General features: G+C 68.4%; 3 protein-coding genes. 2 read left to right on the forward strand and 1 reads right to left on the reverse strand.

Annotation, left to right across the window (positions count from 1 at the left end; translation table 11 throughout):
• The first annotated feature begins 11 nt into the window (after positions 1 to 11).
• Together DBR34_RS04890 and fis are read left to right on the forward strand one after the other, a co-directional pair.
• Positions 12 to 851: a DUF3426 domain-containing protein gene (locus tag DBR34_RS04890; RefSeq protein ID WP_258223669.1), complete on the forward strand. Its 840-nt coding sequence runs from the start codon at positions 12 to 14 to the stop codon at positions 849 to 851.
• Positions 852 to 963: 112 nt separating this feature from the next.
• Positions 964 to 1239: a DNA-binding transcriptional regulator Fis gene (gene fis / locus DBR34_RS04895; RefSeq protein WP_038685853.1), complete on the forward strand. Its 276-nt coding sequence runs from the start codon at positions 964 to 966 to the stop codon at positions 1237 to 1239.
• A 56-nt stretch (positions 1240 to 1295) separates the two neighbouring features.
• Here fis and DBR34_RS04900 read toward each other — a convergent pair whose 3' ends face one another.
• Positions 1296 to 2204, reverse strand: coding sequence for a phosphatidate cytidylyltransferase (locus tag DBR34_RS04900; RefSeq protein ID WP_128095936.1), 909 nt, complete (start codon positions 2202 to 2204; stop codon positions 1296 to 1298).
• Positions 2205 to 2207 lie beyond the last annotated feature (3 nt).

Below are 2207 nucleotides of genomic sequence, written 5' to 3' on the forward strand. Positions count from 1 at the left end.
CCTGCCGCCCGCTGGCCACCTTCCTGCGCGCCAGCCCGGACGACGCGCCGCGCGGGCAGCCGCTGCCGGACGACGCGCCCGCGGCGCACGACGCAGCGGACGATGCGCTGGCGCAGGCCTTGCCGCCGGACGGTTCGGTGTTTGATCCGCCACCGGGCGAACGCGATGACCCGGCCTACAGCGCGGGAGACGCATCGCAACGACAGCCGGCGCATGCAACGGCCACCGCCGACGATGACACCGCGCACGCCACCACCCGCGACCCGGTGACGCAGCACGATGCGGCCATCGATGACAGCGCCGGAGTGGAGCCGCCAGCGACGGTGATCGGCGCCAGCGCCACGCCCGCACCCAGCTTCATGCGGCTGCGCGCCGCGCGCCTGCACACCCCGCGCTGGCAGTGGGGCGTACTGGCCGGGCTGGTGCTGTTGCTGGTGCTGCAGATCGCCGTGGCCGACCGCGCGCGGTTGGCGGCCGATGCCGGCAGCCGCCCCTGGATTGCCGGTCTGTGCAGCGTGCTGCGCTGCACGTTGCCTGCGTGGCAGGAGCCGGCAGCGTTCAGCATGATCAGCCGCGACGTACGTCCGGTGCCGGGCCAGCCCGGTGCACTGCAGGTGCAGGCCAGCTTCCGCAACGATGCGCGCTGGGCCCAGGCCTGGCCCGCGCTGCGGTTGTCGCTGTCCGATGCCGATGGCCGCGTGATCGGCACCGGGGTGTTTGCCCCGCACGATTACCTGGACCGTTCGCTTGACGCCACCAGCGTATTGGAACCTGGCCAAAGCGCGCAGATTGCATTCCGTGTACGCGAGCCGGCCGCATCCACCGTCGCATTCACCTTCGAGTTCCAGTAGCCGTGCCTGGCGCGTCCAGCGTGGCAGCCTGCCCACGCACGCGCTAGACTGGCCCCCTACAATTCTCCGACCGGGGCTGCTGTCCGCCCCGGCATCTGCACCGGGAACCTCCTTGAACGCTGTCCTTTCTCGTCCTGACAATAGTCGTGGCGCGCCGAAGCCACCGCTGCGCGAACACGTGGCCCAATCGGTCCGACGCTACCTGCGCGACCTGGATGGCTGCGATGCCGACGATGTGTACGAGATCGTGCTGCGCGAAATGGAAATCCCGTTGTTCGTGGAAGTGCTCAACCACTGCGAAGGCAACCAGAGCCGCGCCGCGGCCATGCTGGGCATCCATCGCGCCACGCTGCGCAAGAAGTTGAAGGAATACGGCATCGCCACCTGATGCCGTGCATCGACCGACGGTCGATGCCTACCGGTCCGGGCGAACGGCGCTGGCCGTCACGCGCTCCAGAAGTACCGCACCAGGTGGAAGAACACCGGCGCGGCGAAGCACACCGAATCCAGCCGGTCGAGCATGCCGCCGTGGCCCTCGATCATGTGGCCCCAGTCCTTGATGCCGCGATCGCGCTTGATCGCCGACATCACCAGGCCACCCCAGAAGCCCATCAGATTCACCGCCAGCGACATGCCGAACGCCTGCCACGGCGTGAACGGGGTCAGCCACCACAGGGCCGCACCCAGCGCACTGGCCGACAACACGCCGCCGATGAAGCCTTCCACGGTCTTGGACGGCGACAGCTTCGGCGCGATCAGGCGCTTGCCGATCAACTTGCCCCAGATGTACTGCAGCACGTCCGAGGACTGCACCACGATCACCAGGAACGCGAACAGCAGCAGGTTGCGCGCCGGGTCCACCCCGGCCAGCCTGAGGTTCAGCAGCGCCGGTACGTGTGAAATGCAGAACACGCAGATCATCAACCCCCACTGCACCTTGGACGTCCGCTCCAGGTAATCGGTGGTGTCGCCGCCGATGGTGGCGAGGATCGGCAGGAACAGGAACGCGTAGACCGGAATCAGCAGCGTGTACATGCCGTACCAGTCGGTCCACACCAGCCAGTACTGCCACGGCAGCACCACGTAGAACGCGGCCAGCAACGCGTAGTAATCGCCGGCGCGGGTGGGCGTGAGCGTGATGAACTCGCGCAGCGCGAACAACGACACCAGCGCGAACAGCAGCACCACGCCGGTGCGCCCGAAGAAGAACGCCAGCGCAACCACCGCGGCCATCACCCACCACGCGCGGATCCGCGAGACCAGGTTGGCCAGCACGCTGCTGGGCGCATGCCGCGCGCGCCAGCGCAGGGTTTCGGCGATCACCGTGGCCACCGACGTGGCGCAGTTGTCCACGCA

The organism is Stenotrophomonas sp. HMWF003 (assembly GCF_003061285.1).
In the GTDB taxonomy this organism is placed as follows: domain Bacteria; phylum Pseudomonadota; class Gammaproteobacteria; order Xanthomonadales; family Xanthomonadaceae; genus Stenotrophomonas; species Stenotrophomonas maltophilia_AP.